Consider the following 14,781-nt stretch of genomic DNA (forward strand, 5'->3'; position numbering starts at 1 on the left):
CGGTCATGTCATTAACCTCCTCTTCCAGTTCCCCGAACGGACAGGAAGGACGACCGGCGATGCGCGCTGCACGTCTCAGGCGTGGGCTGGCGATGGCCCTCACCGCATGCTCCATCGTGGTGACGGTCGCCGCCGCGGCACGGTCCACCGTGCCGGGCACGCCGGTGCAGCCCGAACTCCCCGCCGTAAGGGGGGACAACCTGGCGGCGCGGTACGCGGCGAACCACCGCTTCATCACCGAGTCCGGGCGCGCGGCCCGCGACATGGGCGACGACGGCCGGGCCAAGGTCCTCGGCCAACTGGCGCGGGAGGACAGGCACTTCCTCTCCTTCAGCCCGCGCGGCGACGGCCAGGTCGTGGAGGTGCTCGGCGACCTCGCCCAGGCCGACCGGATCGCGGTCGTGGTGCCCGGCTCGGACACCACCGTCGACACCTTTGACCAACTGGGCACCGTCTACGCCTCGCTGCACGGCGGCGCCAGTGCGCTGCACGCCGAGATGACCAGGCTCCAGCCGGACCGGAAGACCGCGGTGGTGGCCTGGTACGGCTACCCGGCGCCGCGCACCATGAGCCGGGACATCGTGTCCACCGACCGCGCCCTGGACGGCGGCCGCCGGCTGGCCGGACTGATCGGGGACCTGCGGACGGTGAACGCCGCGGCCCCCGTGTCCCTGCTCTGCCACTCCTACGGATCCGTGGTGTGCGCGACCGCCCTGCGCCGTATGGACGCGCCGGCCGAGTCCTCCCTCGCGGACGTGGTGCTCTTCGGCAGCCCGGGCACGGGCGTCCGCTCCCGGGCCGAACTGCGCACCCGGGTTCCCGTGTGGGCGGGCCGGGGAGCCACCGACTGGATCGAGGGCGTGCCCCACGTCAGCCTCGATCTGCTGGGCGAACAGGTCGGGTTCGGCACCGACCCCGTCACCGCCGCATTCGGCGCGCGGATCTTCCCCGCGGGCCCCGGCAGCCACAGCGATTACCTCCGCCCCGGCGGACTCCCGCTGCGCAACATATCCCTGATCGCGCTCGGCCGGGGCACGGAGGTCTCCGATGACTGACCTGGAACTGCGCCCGCCGGCACCGGCCCGCACGCCCCTGCCGCCCACCGGCCCCCTGCGCCCGCTCTCCCCGCGGCGCACCCCCTGGCAGCGCGTGCACGCGGCCGTACTGCGCCTCGACGCGGCGACCCCGGCCGGACGGGACCGCGCGGCGGATGTGCTGCGCGCGCTGGCGATCACGGGGGTGGTCCTGGGCCACTGGCTGGTCAGCGGCGTCGTCCTCCAGGCCGGCGGCCACCTGGTCGGGGACAGCCCGCTGGGCCATCGGCCCGGACTCGCCCCGGCGACCTGGTTATTGCAGCCACTGGCCGTGTTCTTCCTGGTGGGCGGCCGGGTCAGCGCCCGCAGTTACGAGGCGGCGCTCGCCGGTGGGACCGGCTACCGGACCTGGCTGAGGCAACGCCTGCGGAGTCTGCTCCGCCCGGCGACGGCGTTCGCCCTCACCTGGGGACTCGTCTGGCTGGGCCTGGTGCTGGCCGGCACCGCGCACGAGACCATCCACACCCTGATGTGGCTGGCGTACTCCCCCCTCTGGTTCCTCGGCGTCTACGCGCTGCTGCTCGCGGCAACTCCGCTGGTACACCGGGCCGGAGCCCGCCTCGCGGTGGCGGCCTGCCTCGTCGTGGCCGCGCTGGACGCCGCGCGCCTGGTATTCCCGGACAGCGGCTGGGTCGACACCCTCCGCCTGCTGAACATCCCGGCGGGCTGGCTGGTCCCGTACTGCCTCGGCGCGGTCTGGGCGGCCGGCGGATTCACCCGCCGCCGGAGCGCGGTGGCGCTGCTGCTCGGCGGTGGCGGTGTCCTGGCGGCGCTGATCCTCTGGGGCGGCTACCCGGCGAGCATGGTCGGCGTCCCGGGCTCCGCCCTCTCCAACCTCAACCCGCCCACCGTCGCGGCGGTCGCCTTCGGCCTGGCACAGACCGGCGCGGCCCTGCTGCTGCGCGCCCCTCTGCGCAGCGCGGTGACCGCTCCGGCCACCGCGGCGCCCCGGACCCGCGCGACCCCGGCGCAGTTCCTCTGGGCGGCGGTGGCCCTGCTCAACCTCTCGGCGATCACGGTCTTCCTCTGGCACCAGACCGCGATGCTCACCACCACCGTCGTCTCGCTGGGCCTGGGGCACACCTTCCCCGGTCTGCACACCAGCCCGGAATCCGCGGGCTGGCTCGCGGCGCGGTGTGGATGGATTCCGGTGTTCGTGGTGGTCCTCGCCGTCCTCGGAACGGCCTTCCGGGACCGGGACGCCGCCCGCGCGCACCGCAGCAATAACTGAACAATAACGAGATATGAGAAGGTAGTTCGCCACCGCGTCGGCCTGTCGAAGCTTTTCTGTCCGTACGTCAGCACTACCCGCACTCGTCTCCCTCCGGAGGATTGATGTCCACCCTCACAATCGAATCCATAAGCACGCTTTACGTGAAGTACGCGGACGACTTGAGGGCGGTGCGCGACCAGCAGCGGAAGTTCCTCCTGGACAACAAGGAGACGGTGAAGGCGCAGCTCGACGACTACGAGGCGGAGATCACCTACCTGCTTCTGCGCGATCTGGCGCCCGAGGTCGTCGTGGAGGTGGGCACCTTCCGCGGCTGGTCCACCACCTGGATCCTGAGCGCGCTGCGTGACAACGGCACGGGCCACCTGTACTCGTTCGACATCGTCGACAACGTCGTCAAGAACGTGCCGGCCGAACTCTCCGAGGGCCGCTGGACGTTCACCAAGGGTGACCTGCGGGACAACCTCGCCAAGGTCCCGACGGAGACCGACTACCTCTTCATCGACGCCGACCACGGCGCCCGCTTCGCGCGCTGGTACATCGACAACCTCTTCCCGGTGGTCCGCCCCGGCACCCCGACCAGCGTCCACGACGTCTTCCACGGCCGCCGCCCCAAGCCGATGAGCGAGGGCTCGGTCATCATCAAGTGGCTGGCCGCCCAGAACGTCGAGTTCTTCACCCCGTCCGTGGCGAAGGCACCCGAGGTGACGGCGCGACTGGCCGAGGTGAAGAAGGAACTGAACCTCAGCGAGCCGGTCCGCGAGAGCCGCCACAACCCGATGATCTACTTCAACCTCCCGCAGAGCTGAGCCCGTTCGCGGTAACTGACGAAGTCCCCCTCCCGGCGCCGGGAGGGGGACTTCGTGGTGTGCGGGGCGCTCCGGGCGCGACTACGGCAGCTGGCGCACAAAGGCGACGACGAGGAGCAGGCCGAGTGCGCAGGACACGGCCGCGGTGGGCAGCGCCCAGACCGGGCGGCGCTCGCCGCGCAGCGGAGCCGTCGTATGGCGGTTCAGCCGGGTGAGGCCGGTCAGTATGACCAGGGCGAGGGCGACGCAGGGCAGTGAGACGGCGAAGTGCGCCAGCCAGGCGCCCGCCAGTGAGGGGCCGCCCCAGGACGTGTCGTGCGGGGCCCGGTCGACGAACCCGTACAGCAGCCCCCGGGCGACCGCCAGCGCGAGCGCGGCGGCCAGCAGCAGGGCGAGCACGCCGAGAAGTATGGTCAGCGCGCCGTGCAGCACCAGCCGGAGGGCGCCCGGCGCGGGGGCGCCGAGCGGCAGCGGCCCGGCGCGCAGCCACCGCCGCCGGGCGGCCTCCCGGTGGCCGGTGAGGGTGGAGCAGACTGCCAGGGCACCGGCGGGGAACAGGGTCACCGCGAGACCGGCGTGCCGGGCCGCCGCGGCCAGCCGGGGCGGGCCCGCGGAGCCGTCCGGGCGCCGTACGGCGGCAGGGGGTCGGTTCGTCATGCCGGGACAGTAAGTTCGCCCCGCGCCCACCCGCGTCACTCCCCGGCGGTGTCCCCGCACCCGTACCGCGGTAGGGCGTCGGGTACGGCCGCTTGGCCTACGGGCGGGCGTTCGACGCGGGGAGACGGAGGCCGGGCCCGTCAGCTGTCAGGAGCGAGATCCAGCGTGGCCAGGGCGCCGCCGTCCGGCGGGTTCTCGTAGGTCACCCGGGCGCCCAGCACCCGCGCCTGGCCGGCGACGATGGTCAGGCCCAGCCCCACCCCGGCACCGCGCTCGCGGGCACCGGTCCGGAAGCGCTGGGGGCCGTGGTCCAGCAGCTCGGCGGGGAAGCCGGGGCCGTGGTCGCGCACCCGCACCGCCGACCCCGCCACCTCCAGGGTCACCGGCGGGGCGCCGTGCAGCCGGGCGTTGGCGACCAGGTTGACCAGGATCCGTTCGACCCGGCGGTGGTCGGTCGTCACCGCCGACTCGTCCCGCACCAGCACCTTGACGTCCCCGTCCGCCAGCGCGGCCGCCCGGTGCGCCAGGACGCTCGGCAGCACCTCCTCGCACTGCGCCTGCTCGACGCCCGGCACATCGAGCCGGGCCACCTCCAGGACGTTCTCCACCACGCTGCGCAGCGTGTCCACACCGCCGCTGACCAGCTCCGCCGGGCGGCCCGGCGGCAGCAGTCCGACGGCGGTCACCAGACCGGCCACCGGGGTGCGCAGCTCATGGGCGATATCGGCGGTGACCCGCCGCTCCGCCTCCAGGCGGGCGCTCAGGGCATCGGCCATGGTGTTGACGGCGGCGCCGAGCCGGGCGATCTCGTCCTTGCCACGGGGCTCCACCCGGTCGGTCAGATCGCCGTCCGCGATCCGCTGCGCGGTGCGCGCGGACGCGGTGATCCGCCGCCCCGCGCCGGCCGCCGCGACGATGCCCAGCACACAGCCGAGCGCGGTGACGGCCGCACCGGAGCCGACCAGCACCCGGTCGAGTTCGGCGAGGGCACGGACCTGGGGCACGTAGGAGCGCCGGACCGCGAGAACGTCCCGGCCGCTGCGGGTGGCGGCCCACAGCACCGGCTTCGGCCCGTCGGCGTGCTGGAGGCAGGTGGCCCGTACGGGGCGCTCGGTGACGGTCCTGCGGAGCGCGGCGGGCAGCTGCCGCGGATTCACCAGGGCACCGTTGTCGACACCGGAGGCGTAGGCGCTCACCGCCTCGACGAGCCGGGCGTCCAGCGCGTGGGCCGCGTTCTTCCGCTGGTCCCCGGCGCTGAGCTGATGCACCAGCAGCCCGATGAGGGTCGCGACGATCGCCGCGGTACCGGCGATGACCAGGGCGGTCTTGGTACGGAGTCCCATGGGGGTCAGGGCGCCAGCTTGTAGCCGAACCCGCGGACGGTCACGATGCGTTCGTGGCCGATCTTGACGCGGAGACGCTTCACATGGACGTCCACGACCCGGGAGTCACCGCCGCACGCGTAGTCCCACACCCGCTCCAGCAGGGTCATCCGCGACAGCACGACACCGGGTGCGGCCGCGAACTCCAGCACCAGCCTGCGCTCGGTGGGGGTGAGGTCGAGCAGCCTGCCCGCCCGGTGGACATCCATGGAGGCGGTGTCCACAGTCAGGTCACCGAACCGCAGCACCGGATCGTCCTCGGGCGGCTCGCTCCGGGCGGTGTTCGAGACGCGCCGCAGCGCCGAGCGTATGCGTGCGACCAGCACCGGGATGTCGTACGGCTTGGTGAGGTAGTCGTCGGCACCCGCCTCCAGGCCGACGACGACATCCACCGGATCGGTGCGCGCCGACACCATCAGCACCGGCAGCCGGCTCTCCGCCCGGATGAGGCGCACCAGGGCGACCCCGTCGAGCCGCGGCAACATGACGTCCAGCACGGCGACATCGGGCACCCGGTCCCGGAACTCCGCCAGCCCGGCCTGCCCGTCGGAGACCGCCCGCACCTCGTATCCGTAGCGCTCCAGCGACAGTTGGGTGGCCTCCCGCAGCAGCGGGTCGTCCTCCACGAGCAGCACGTCGGTCATCGGGGCGTCCTAGGGCTCGGGGAGGTGCAGCCGCACCGCGCTGAGGTCATCCGTGTCGCGCGGCGGGAGATGGGCGGACCGTACGGTGGCGCGGGTGTAATACGAGACGTTCTCACGGCGCTGGAGGCCGCTGAGTTCGATGGTGGCCGGATAGCCGTTGCGGGGGCAGTGCGGAATGCACCACATACCGCGCAGCCTGCCGGTGGCCTCGGCCTTCGCCGCTCCCCAGGAGCGCCAGCTCAGCCCGGAGACCGAGGAGAACTCGGTGAGGCCGAAACCCGTGGGGCGGGTCAGCGGATGGCCCTGGCTGTCGGAGACATAGACCGGGCCCCGGGCCTGGATGGGGCTGGGGGCCGGGCCCTCCACCTGGGGCTTTCCCGGATCGCCGCACCCCGAGAGGCCCACGGCCGCCAGCACCATGACGCAGAAGGTGGCCAGGGCCGTGGGCTTGTTCATCGGGAGCCTTCTCCGTCAGCTGGTGGCGAGCGGGTGCTTGCCCTTGAGGTCCTCGGAATCGTACGCACCGTTGCCGCCGGCCAGCTTCACAGTGAAGGAGGAGTACACCTTCTTGCCGTGCACGGTCTTGGGGTCGGAGAGCGTGATGGTCCCCTTCAGCGGCTTGTCCTGGCAGGTTTCCAGGCACCACATGCCGGTGACGTCACCGGTGGCGACGGCCTTCTTGTTGTCCCACTGCTTCCAGTGCAGGTCCCCGGCCGAGGTGAACTCGGAGAGCACCAGGCTCTCGGGCTTGCGCTCGGCCTTGCCCTTGTCCGCGTTCTCCTCGCCGACGTGGTTGATGACGTAGGGAGTGTCGGCCTTCACGGTGTGCTGCGGCGCGGCGGCCTGCGCCCCGGCGGCGGTGGCGACCGTACCGAGGGCGGCGGCACAGGCCAGGGCCGCGGCGATGGCCGTCCGGTGACGCCGGGGGGTGCTCGTGCGCTTCATAGCTCTCGCTCCATCGTGTTGATCATTGGGGCACACATGAAGCTAGGAGCGACGTTTCTCGGTGGCCTGTCAGCCGTGTAACAGCAGCCCATCGACCGCTGTTACCTGATCTACATACGGGAGAGCGGCCCCGGTTGAGCCGCCGGCTCAAGGGAAAGCCCAGGTCAGGGCGTTGGCGTGGGCGGCACCCGGAGGTCCGGTCGGGTTTCCGTCCCGTTCACGGCGTGGCCCTCGGCACCCCGGCCGTGAACGCGGCCGCACAGACGGCGATTTCAGGTCAGCGCACGACGGGCACCGGCAGCCGGCAACTGACCCGCCACCCCTGCCCGTACGGGCCCGCCTCCAGAACACCCCCGACGGCGACGGCCCGCTCGGCCAGACCCGCGAGCCCGGTGCCGCCGCCCGGGCGTCCGCCCGGCTCCCGCGGAGCGCGGGGGAGGGGGCCGCTGGGCGCGCCGTCCGTGACCGAGACCTCCACCGCCCCGTCGGCGCTCCGGGCGGCACGCACCTCGACCCGCCCGGCCCGCGGCGCATGCCGCCGTACGTTGGTCAGCGCCTCCAGCACCACCCGGTACGCGGTGTCCTCGGCCTCCCGCGAAAGCGCGCCGGCGACCTCGTCCTCCAGGCACAGCGTGACCTCGGCCGCCGCCATCGAGCCGAAGCGGTCCACGAGTTCGGGCAGATCGGCCAGCCCGTGCAGCCGGGTGGGCGGCGGCTCCGCCGTACGGCCGTCCGACTCTCGGAGCGTCGCCACCGTCCGGTCCATGGAGTCCAGCGCCCGCAGCCCGGCCTGCTCGATGCGGTCCAGCAGCGCACGGTGCTCCCCGGGCCCGCCGTCCTCGCCCCACTGGGCCGCCTGCGCCTCCAGCACGATCCCGGTCACCTCATGGGCCACGAAGTCATGCAGATCGCGGGCGACTTCAAGCCGCTGCTCACGCCGGGCCAGCGCCACGGCATCGGCCCGCCGCCGGTCCAGCGACCGCAGATAGAGCCCGACGCCCGCCGCCCCGGCGGCCGGGACGAAGGCCAGCGCGGCCAGGAACACCGACTCCTTGAGCCCCGTCTGGGGCGCGTGCAGGCTGAAGCGCAGCGGCAGCAGGACCGTGGCGGCGCCGGTCAGCCCGCCGACGAGGCCCACCCGGGGGCCCGGCACATGCCGTACCACCCGCTCCAGGAGAACGAGCAGCGCGACCGCCTCGAACGGAAGCCAGAGGAGGGCGAGACCGGCCTTCCCGAAGGAGACGGTGTCCGCGGCGAGGGAGAGCACCGCGAGCCCCGAAGCCGCCCGCGCGAGCGAAACCCGCCCCACCGGCCACACCGATATCGCCACGCCCAGCGCCAGCGCCGCCACGACCGCCGGGAGACAGGCACCGGGCGGCGAGACGAGGGCGGGCAGCAGCATCGCCGCCACGGCCGCCCCGCACCACCCCCTGCGCCGCCCACGCCGCACCGGAACCTCACCCGCCCTCGCGGCGACGCCACCCGCGCCGCCCGGCGGCACCTCGGGCCCGGCCGTTTGCCGCCACTGCCCGCCCCTCACCCCGGAGTCCGCCCCGTCGCATAGCCCAACTCCCAGGCCCGCACCGCCACTCCGACCCGGTTCCGGACCTGAAGCTTGCGCTGGATGCTCGCCACATGGGTCTTCACCGTGCCCGCGGAGATGAACAGCTCCCGGGCGATATCGGCATTGGTCTTGCCCTCGGCGACCTTCCCGGCGATCTCCACCTCCCGCCGGGTCAGCACCGCATCGCGACGGCGGGGGCGGCGGCCGGCCGCGGGGCCGGTGACATGCTCCAGCAGCCGCACGGTGACCGACGGGCTGATCAGGCTGTCGCCGGCCATCGCCGCCCGCACCGCCTCGATCAGCAGCGTCGGTCCCGAGCGCTTGAGCAGGAACCCCGAAGCGCCGAAGCGCAGCGCCGGATAGACGTATTCATCGAGGTCGAAGGTGGTCACCACGACGACCCTGACCGGGTCGGCCAGCGCCGGATCGGTCAGCCGGCGGGTCACCTCCAGGCCGTCCATCCGCGGCATCCGGATGTCCACCAGCGCCACATCCGGCTTCAGCGCGCACCCCATCGCCACGGCGTCCAGCCCGTTCGCCGCCTCCCCGACCACTTCCATATCGGGCTGGCTCTCCACGATGCGGCGTATCCCCCGACGGACCATCTCCTGATCGTCGGCGATCAATAAGCGAATCGTCACAGGCAGAAATTCTGCCGCACGGGGCGGGGCGGAGTGGGGGCTTGGCTCGGGGAGGGTGCTGTGCGGGGGGCCTGGGGAGCTGCCCGCCCGTATGGGGGGCCGCCCGAGCAGTCGCCGCCCGCCAGTTTGGGCCCCCCGGTACCGCCACCCAAAGCCGCCCCGGAAGCCGCCGACCGCACGGATGGAGGGCCGCCCGGGGAGCCGCCACCCACCCGCTCCGCCTCCCCTCCCACCCCACCTCACCTGCGAAAAGTCGACTGCTGGGGCGGGGGCGAGGACCCGGCCCGGCGGTGGCTCGCGTGGCGGGTGGCGCGGGATGCGGGCATGTTGAGGTGACAGCGGCATGCCTGACGCGGCCGGCGCCGTCGGGCGAGCGGACCAGGAGGCGGCCGCATGCTTCGGAGATCACTGCGGCTCCCCGCCGCCGGCGCCGCCTACCTGCTGACGGCCGCGGTCTCGTCCTCCGCGATGGTGTTCGCGCCGGACGAGTTCGCCGAGTTGTTCGCGAGCAGCGGGACCCGGGCCGGCCCCGGCACCGCCGCGACCCGGGTCATCGCCCACCGCGGCGCCTCCCGTTACGCCCCCGAGAACACCCTCGCCGCCGTCGACGCCGCCCACCACCGCGGCTTCATCTGGGTCGAGAACGATGTCCAGCGGAGCAAGGACGGCCGGCTGGTGGTGCTTCACGACACCACGCTGCGGCGGACGACCGACGCCGCCCGGCAGTTCCCCGGGCGGGCACCGTGGCGGGTAGGGGATTTCACCGCCGCCGAGATCGCCCGGCTGGACGCCGGCAGCTGGTTCGGCAAGCGCTTCAAGGGGGAGCGGGTGCCCACACTCGCCGACTACTTGCGCCGTTTGGACCATAACGGGCAGCGTCTTTTGCTGGAGATCAAGGCCCCCGAGAAGTATCCCGGAATCGAGGCCCAGGTCCTCCGTGAACTACGGACACGGGGGTGGCTGGATCACGCCCATGTACGGAGCCGGCTGGTGGTCCAGAGCTTCTGTGTGATGTGCGTAAAAACCGTCCATGAGCTGGCGCCGCAGGTGCGTACGGGTATTCTCGGCGCGCCCGATGTGCGGAAACTGGTGGCCTATGCGCGGTTCGCCGACCAGATCAATCCCCGTGTTTCTGCGCTCAGTTCACGCTGGCTGGCGGCCGTGCACCGGCTCCGCGGGCCGCACGGACGGACGTTGGAGGTCTATGCGTGGGACGTGGCGAAGAACACGACCGCCCGGTCCGTGCGGGCCAGAGGGGTCGAGGGTGTTATTGAATAGCGGGCAACGGCCGGAGATTGAGGCGGCATTGTCCAGATCTCCGCGGGTGCCGGGCCGTGCTGCGGCCCGCCCTGCCGCCCGCGGTGCGTGAAGGAGCTGTGGAGGGCGGATGCGCCGTGTGTGGCCGCGACCGGCGGGGATTTACGTGATTCCCACCGCGGGGCTAAGGTGCCTGAGATGTTCGACGCCGCCACACTCCCCGTAAAAGAACTAAGACGCAGGATTTGGCTTTTGGGTTCCGATTTGCGGCCCGGCGCGGGCCAGGCTCCAGTTCCTCCCCTGGGATCCTTTCGGGAGGCTCCTTGAACAACGAATTTCCGGCGTACGGTGAACGGCGGGTGCCGCTTCCCCCGCCGCGGCAGATGTCGCATGACACGCTGAACCGGACGGGCACACCGGCGCCGTCGGAGACCGGCGGAGCCACGGCGACGATGGCACCGGCCCGGACCACCTCCGGTACGGCGACGGCCGGCCGGCCTGCTGCGGGCGGCGGCGCGCACGCCAAGCCCGGAGCCCATGCCAGAGGCCGGGGCAAGGGCCGTGCGACGACCGGCGCGAAGCCCGATGCGCAGACCGACGCGAAGGCCGATGCCAAGGCGAAGCCGCGCGATGCCTTCTTCGACAATGCGAAGTATCTGGCCATCGTGCTGGTGGCGATGGGGCACTCCTGGGAGCCGCTGCGCGACGGCAGCCGCTCCGCTGCGGCGCTCTACATCACCGTCTACGCCTTCCACATGCCGGCGTTCATCATCATCTCCGGCTATTTCTCGCGCAGTTTCGATATGCGCAAGGACCGGCTACAGCGGCTCATTACCGGCGTCGCCGTGCCGTACATCCTCTTCGAAGTCGCCTACACGCTCTTCAAGAAGTGGGCGGACGACGATCCGGGTTACCCGATAAGCCTGACGGACCCCTGGTATCTGACCTGGTTCCTGCTGGCGCTGTTCGTCTGGCGGCTGACCACCCCGCTGTGGAAGATCGTGCGCTGGCCGGTCCCGCTGGCACTGACCATCGCCGTCCTCGCGTCGGTCTCCCCGGACATCGGCGACGACATGGACCTCCAACGGGTGCTCCAGTTCCTGCCGTTCTTCGTGATCGGGCTGTCGCTGCGGCCGGAGCACTTCAAGCTCGTACGCCGCAAGAAGGCGCGCATCCTGGCCGTACCGGTCTTCGCGGCCGCACTGGTCTTCGCGTACTGGGCGGCCCCGCGGATGAACGCCGCGTGGTTCTACCACCGCGACGCCGCACAGGAACTCGCCGCCCCGTGGTGGAGCGGTGCGGTGATGACGCTCGCGATGTTCGGCTGCTCCCTCGTCCTCGTGGCCTGCTTCTTCGCCTGGATCCCCGGCCGCACGATGTGGTGCACGGCGCTGGGTGCGGGCACCCTCTACGGCTATCTCCTGCACGGCTTCCTCGCCAAGGGCTCGCGCTTCTGGAACTGGTACGACAACCCGTGGATGCACACCCCGTGGGGCGCGATCGTGCTGACCCTGATCGCGGGCACCGTGGTCACAGCCCTGTGCACACCACCCGTCCAACGGGCCTTCCGCTGGGCAATGGAACCCAAGATGACCTGGGCCTTCAAAAAGGACCCGGTAGGAATGGCCCGCAGCCGCAACTGAACGACCACGCTCCACACCACACGGGCTGACGCGTCACCACGCCAGAACGGGGCGTACGTCCACGAACAGCGCCAGGGGCGCCTGTTCCGCCGCAAGACGGCGGGGCGGGCGCCCTTGGTGTGTGTCGGGAGCGGGGCCGGCTGGGTCGGGAGCAGAGCTGTCCGGGTCGGGGCTGTCCGGCTCGGGGCGGAGTTGCGTGGCCCGGGTTGGAGTCGGCTGGCCCGGCTCGGACTGCAGGGATAGCGGGATCCAGCCGCATCAGCGGACGACGGCGATACCTTCGATCTCGACCAGCGCGGCCTCGTCCCACAACCGGGTCGCACCGATCACAGCCATCGCCGGATACTCGCCACCCACCAGCCGCTTCCACACCCGGCCGATCTCCCGGGCATGCCGCCGGTAGTCCGCGACATCGACGGCAAAAACAGTGAGCTTGGCAAGATCGCCCGGCCCGGCCCCGGACGCCGCCGCGACATCCAGCAGATTCCCCAACGCCCGCTCGAACTGCTCCACAATCCCGTCGCCAACGATCCGCCCCGCCCCATCCAAAGCGGTCTGCCCAGCCAAAAAGACCATCGTTCCCAACGCCGCCCGCACCCCATGGCTGAACCCGGTCGGCGGCGCAAGATGCGCAGGGTTGACCCGCTCCAGCCGACCAGCGCCTACGGCGAGGCCTGCGTCGGCGGCCGTGCCTGCGTCCGTGTCCATGCGTGCCTCCGGTCCCGTGCCTGCGTTCGCGTGCCTGCTTGTGCCCGTGCGTGCCTCCGCGTCCGTACGCGCGCCTACGTCCGCGTCCGTGCCTGCTTCCGCACCCACGCCATGTTCGGCAGGCCGCTCTGATCCAGCGCTCGCCCCGGTCCCGGCACTCACCCGGCCGACTCCCTCCGCTGCCAACTTTTCCCGCCCGTCCAGGGATTGAAGCGCGTTCCGCTCCTCCTGGGGAAGCCCCGCTCCGAGAGGGCGAGCACCCGCCCGGGCACGGCCCCTCACGCCTCTTCCAGCATGAAGATCGTCTCGCCGACCGCCGACCGCCGACCGCCGACCGCCGACCGCCGACCGCCGACCGCCGACCGCCGACCGCCGACCGCCGACCGGCGTCAGCAGTTTCCGGCGAGTTTAGGGTCTGCCTCGCAGATTGGCGTGGGCTACGACATGGCCGGCTGGCTCGGCACGGAGCCCCGGCCCGACACGGAAGGCCCGGCCCGGTACGGACCACCCGGCATGGCATGGCGTGGCACGGCAGAGATCGCCACCGCCCGCCGACCCAGACCGGACACGCCCCCACCCCGCGCACCGCGCCCTTGCGAACCGCGCCCCCAGGCCCACGGACCCACCCCCGTAGGACCCGGCCGACCCATGGGCGCGGGTCAGGGTATGCGCGGGCCCATCACCGCCGCCGACACCGGCTCCTGGCCGTCCAGCGTGCCCTGGGCGGCGTAGGGGCGGCAGCGCAGGAACCCGGCCTCATGGTGGAACGGCTTCGCTTGGTGGTCCGTGATCACGTTCTTGTGCTCGGGCTGCGTGGAGCCGTAGGCGTAGCGCTGCATCACCGAGGCGCTCTGCCACAGGGAGAACGTGCCGACGAAGCGGGGCGGTCGGGCCAGCGCGACCGAAGTGGTCATCGCGGGGTCGTCGGCGGCCCGGCCGGCGGCCCGGGAATTGGCGCGCAGGAACGGCAGTGCGCGGCGCAGTCGCAGCTGCCCGAGGGTGAGCACGGCGACCGGCCCGTCCTCCTCGTCGCGCGCGATGCCGGGCTCGATCTCGACCGGCATCGGACCCCAGGAACCGGAGAACCGCAGCGGCCGCAACCGCACATGCCAGCCGCCGGCCAGCCGCCGCGCCAGCGGGGCCTCGGCGAGGAAGCGGTCGAGCGCGGCATCGTCGTCCCACGCGGCGAGCAGCGCCGCGCGGCCGGGGCGCACCTTGGGCGGACCTGCCGCGATGGCGCCGGTGAGCGTGGTCTCGGCATACCGGAGGCCGGGGGTCTCGCCCGGCCGTGGGCGTTCACGGAGCACGCTGCGCACGGCGCGGACGCCGACGTCGGCGAAGTGTACGGAAACGATCATTACGAGCCCCCGCATCGCGAACTTACTGCTGCGTATACCAAGTGGTACACGACCCAGTATCCTTCATCGCATCGGCCATGGCGAGTCGAATACGCCATCGAAAATGAGCCAGATCGCAGGGAGGGGACCCCATGAGCGAGATCGACCGGAACCGCGCCGCGCGCGCCGAGGCCCGGACCCGTATCGAGGACGCCGCGGCCCGGCTGTTCGCCGAGCGCGGCTTCGCGGGCACGACCATCGGGGAGATCGCCGCCGAGGCGGGCCTGAGCAAGCCGATGCTCTACCGCCACTTCGACTCCAAGCAGGAGCTGCACCTCGCCCTGCTGGAGCGGCACCGCGACGAGCTGGCCGCCGCCCCGGTCCGCGAACTCCTGCACGGCGCGGGCGATCTGGACACCCGCATGACGGCGATGTACGACGCGTGGTTCGGGTACGTGGAGAGCCACCCGTACACCTGGCGGATGATGTTCCGCGACACCACGGGGGACGCCGAGGTGGCGGCCTTCCACCGCGAGCTCCAGCGCCGGCAGCGCGAGACGGACATGGCGCTGCTCCGGGAGTTCGTGCCCGGCCTCCCCGAGGCCGAGCTGGAACCCCTCGGCGAGGCGATCCGCAGCGCGCTCTACGGGCTCGCCCTGTGGTGGCTGGAGCGCCCCGAGCAGCCACGCGAGCTGCTGGTCGCGACGATGACGCGAATCACCCGGGGCCTGATCTCCACCGTCGAGCGCCCGAGCCCCGAGGCGCCGAGCCCCGACGCACCAAGTCCCGAGGCATCAAGTCCCGAGACATCGAGCCCCAAGGCGCCGGGCACCGCAGGCTGAGCCCCAGCGCTCCGCGCGGGACAGGTC

Annotated in this window: 15 protein-coding genes; 6 read left to right on the plus strand and 9 right to left on the minus strand. The window is 72.2% G+C overall.

Annotation, left to right across the window (positions count from 1 at the left end; genetic code table 11):
* Positions 1 to 59 precede the first annotated feature (59 nt).
* From QT196_RS22420 to QT196_RS22430, 3 genes are all read left to right on the plus strand, one after another.
* Complete coding sequence (locus QT196_RS22420; RefSeq protein ID WP_266737847.1) at positions 60 to 1,055, plus strand: alpha/beta hydrolase; 996 nt, start codon at positions 60 to 62, stop codon at positions 1,053 to 1,055.
* On the plus strand, positions 1,048 to 2,325 hold the full coding sequence (locus QT196_RS22425) for an acyltransferase family protein (RefSeq protein WP_266737845.1): 1,278 nt from the start codon (positions 1,048 to 1,050) through the stop codon (positions 2,323 to 2,325). Before QT196_RS22420 ends, QT196_RS22425 begins: the two co-directional genes overlap by 8 nt.
* Before the next feature lie 104 nt (positions 2,326 to 2,429).
* Positions 2,430 to 3,134 (plus strand): class I SAM-dependent methyltransferase, encoded by a 705-nt coding sequence (locus tag QT196_RS22430; protein WP_190143764.1) that lies wholly within the window; start codon positions 2,430 to 2,432, stop codon positions 3,132 to 3,134.
* Between the two features lie 81 nt (positions 3,135 to 3,215).
* On the opposite strand, the gene QT196_RS22435 is transcribed toward QT196_RS22430, so the two are convergent.
* From QT196_RS22435 to QT196_RS22465, 7 genes are all read right to left on the minus strand, one after another.
* A complete protein-coding gene (locus QT196_RS22435) occupies positions 3,216 to 3,791 on the minus strand; it encodes a hypothetical protein (RefSeq protein WP_290355545.1) in 576 nt (191 codons plus the stop codon).
* Between the two features lie 140 nt (positions 3,792 to 3,931).
* Positions 3,932 to 5,134 carry a HAMP domain-containing sensor histidine kinase gene (locus QT196_RS22440; protein WP_290355546.1) on the minus strand — a complete coding sequence of 401 codons (1,203 nt, stop codon included), beginning with the start codon at positions 5,132 to 5,134 and terminating at the stop codon, positions 3,932 to 3,934.
* Between the two features lie 5 nt (positions 5,135 to 5,139).
* Positions 5,140 to 5,817, minus strand: a complete 678-nt coding sequence (locus QT196_RS22445; protein WP_290355547.1) for a response regulator transcription factor — start codon at positions 5,815 to 5,817, stop codon at positions 5,140 to 5,142.
* Positions 5,818 to 5,826: 9 nt separating this feature from the next.
* The gene (locus QT196_RS22450; RefSeq protein ID WP_290355548.1) at positions 5,827 to 6,273 is read right to left on the minus strand and encodes a hypothetical protein; all 447 of its coding nucleotides are present in this window, start codon (positions 6,271 to 6,273) and stop codon (positions 5,827 to 5,829) included.
* Positions 6,274 to 6,288: 15 nt separating this feature from the next.
* Positions 6,289 to 6,762: a hypothetical protein gene (locus QT196_RS22455; protein ID WP_168480734.1), complete on the minus strand. Its 474-nt coding sequence runs from the start codon at positions 6,760 to 6,762 to the stop codon at positions 6,289 to 6,291.
* A gap of 277 nt (positions 6,763 to 7,039) precedes the next feature.
* Positions 7,040 to 8,164: a histidine kinase gene (locus tag QT196_RS22460; RefSeq protein WP_290356701.1), complete on the minus strand. Its 1,125-nt coding sequence runs from the start codon at positions 8,162 to 8,164 to the stop codon at positions 7,040 to 7,042.
* A 134-nt stretch (positions 8,165 to 8,298) separates the two neighbouring features.
* The gene (locus QT196_RS22465; protein ID WP_168480735.1) at positions 8,299 to 8,967 is read right to left on the minus strand and encodes a response regulator transcription factor; all 669 of its coding nucleotides are present in this window, start codon (positions 8,965 to 8,967) and stop codon (positions 8,299 to 8,301) included.
* 393 nt (positions 8,968 to 9,360) lie between these two features.
* Here QT196_RS22465 and QT196_RS22470 point away from each other — a divergent pair, with 393 nt between their 5' ends.
* Positions 9,361 to 10,245: a glycerophosphodiester phosphodiesterase family protein gene (locus QT196_RS22470; protein ID WP_168480736.1), complete on the plus strand. Its 885-nt coding sequence runs from the start codon at positions 9,361 to 9,363 to the stop codon at positions 10,243 to 10,245.
* Between the two features lie 302 nt (positions 10,246 to 10,547).
* Complete coding sequence (locus tag QT196_RS22475) at positions 10,548 to 11,867, plus strand: acyltransferase family protein (RefSeq protein ID WP_290355549.1); 1,320 nt, start codon at positions 10,548 to 10,550, stop codon at positions 11,865 to 11,867.
* A gap of 258 nt (positions 11,868 to 12,125) precedes the next feature.
* Here the strand turns inward: QT196_RS22475 and QT196_RS22480 are convergent, their stop codons facing one another.
* Together QT196_RS22480 and QT196_RS22485 are read right to left on the minus strand one after the other, a co-directional pair.
* Positions 12,126 to 12,575, minus strand: a complete 450-nt coding sequence (locus QT196_RS22480) for a RidA family protein (protein ID WP_290355550.1) — start codon at positions 12,573 to 12,575, stop codon at positions 12,126 to 12,128.
* A gap of 659 nt (positions 12,576 to 13,234) precedes the next feature.
* A complete protein-coding gene (locus QT196_RS22485; RefSeq protein ID WP_290355551.1) occupies positions 13,235 to 13,933 on the minus strand; it encodes a spheroidene monooxygenase in 699 nt (232 codons plus the stop codon).
* A gap of 131 nt (positions 13,934 to 14,064) precedes the next feature.
* On the opposite strand from QT196_RS22485, the gene QT196_RS22490 reads away from it, so the two are divergent.
* Positions 14,065 to 14,754: a TetR/AcrR family transcriptional regulator gene (locus tag QT196_RS22490; RefSeq protein ID WP_266737828.1), complete on the plus strand. Its 690-nt coding sequence runs from the start codon at positions 14,065 to 14,067 to the stop codon at positions 14,752 to 14,754.
* Positions 14,755 to 14,781: the final 27 nt, after the last annotated feature.

Source organism: Streptomyces sp. P9-2B-2 (assembly GCF_030406865.1).
Classification (GTDB): Bacteria; Actinomycetota; Actinomycetes; order Streptomycetales; family Streptomycetaceae; genus Streptomyces; species Streptomyces platensis.